1 protein-coding gene is annotated in these 1,451 nt (G+C 69.5%); it reads right to left on the bottom strand.

Annotation, left to right across the window (positions count from 1 at the left end):
• Positions 1–116 precede the first annotated feature (116 nt).
• On the bottom strand, positions 117–1,382 hold the full coding sequence (locus tag ACFF45_RS35380; RefSeq protein ID WP_446697142.1) for an IS701 family transposase: 1,266 nt from the start codon (positions 1,380–1,382) through the stop codon (positions 117–119).
• Positions 1,383–1,451 lie beyond the last annotated feature (69 nt).

Here is a 1,451-nt window from a genome sequence, read left to right as displayed (position 1 = left end):
CCTAGTAGTGCTTGGTCAGGTCGGTATCGGTTGTGGCATGTCGCGGTGACAGGTGGGGCAGGCGCCGGTCCAGACCGCGAGGAGTAGCTGCAGTTCGCGGGCGACCCTGTAGAGGCTCAGGCCGGCGCCGTCTCTTTTGGGGACCGGGTGAAGCGCTGGAGGGTGCAGAAGGCGTGCGCGACGGAGACCAGGGTGACGTGGTGGTGCCAGCCTCGCCAGGTGCGGCCCTCGAAGTGGGCCAGGCCCAGGGCCTGCTTCATCTCGCGGTAGTCGTGCTCGATGCGCCAGCGCAGCTTCGCGGTGCGCACGAGGGTGGCCAGCGGGGTGTCGGCGGGCAGGTTGGAAAGCCAGAACTGCACGGGTTCGGACTCGGTGGCGGGCCATTCGGCCAGCAGCCAGCGCACGGGCAGTTCGGGTCCGTCGGCTCTCTTGCGGATTTCGCGTCCTGCGGGCCTGATCCGCAGGGCCACGAACCGCGAGTACATCCGCTTCAAACCGCTGCGGCCGCTGCCCGGGCGGGAGCCTTCCCGCCACTGCACTGGCTTCGCCGCCCGCTTGCCGGCCTCGATGACCAGCTTCTTCACGGCCTGGGCCGGCTCGGGGTAAACGGGCTGCGGCCGAGGCCCTCGACCGCCGTAGGGCGGGGCGTAGGGCCTGGCTTGTTCCGGCTGGGCAGTGGTCGTGGTGGAGATGCCCACCACGTAGTCAACGGCGCGTTCCTCCAGGCCGAGGCGGAAGGCTGCGGCATCGCCGTAGCCTCCGTCGGCGACCACGAGGGGTACCTCGATTCCCCACGACCTCGTCTCGTCGATCATGTCCAGGGCCAGCTGCCACTTCTCGACATGACCGACCTCTTCGGGGATGCCGCACTTCCTGCGGCGGGTCACCTTGGCCGGATCAGCCTTCGGCGAGGCGGGGTCCCAGCTCTCAGGCACGAACAGGCGCCAGTCGATGGCCGCCGACGCCGCGTCGGAAGCCAGGTGCAGCGAGACTCCGGCCTGGCAGTTGGTGACCTTGCCCGCGGTCCCGGTGTACTGCCGGGCCACGCAGGCCGAGGCGTCCCCGTCCTTGAGGAAGCCGGTGTCATCGACGATCAGAGCGGTCGGCTTGATCACGTGCTGCATCCGCCAGGCGAGGCGAGCGCGGACATGCACCGCCTCCCACGGGCTGGTGGTGATGAAGTTCGCCAGGGCCTGCCGGTTGCCGTCCTCGCCCAGCCGGGCGGCCATCGGCTCCACCGACTTGCGCCGCCCGTCCAGCAGCAGGCCCCGCAGATACACCTGGCCCCACCGGCGCTGATCCGCCCGCGAGAACGACTCGAACATCTCCGCCGCGAAGTCCTCCAGATCACACCGGACCGCGGCCAACTCCCCACCCAGCACACCCGGTCAACGACGCACCCGACCAAACGGACACGCCGCCGGCGAATCGACCTGACCAAGCACTACTAG

The organism is Streptomyces cinereospinus (assembly GCF_042430725.1).
In the GTDB taxonomy this organism is placed as follows: Bacteria; Actinomycetota; Actinomycetes; order Streptomycetales; family Streptomycetaceae; genus Streptomyces; species Streptomyces cinereospinus.
The sequence above is the reverse complement of the archived record's forward strand: the minus strand, read 5'-3'. Positions and strand labels throughout refer to the sequence as shown.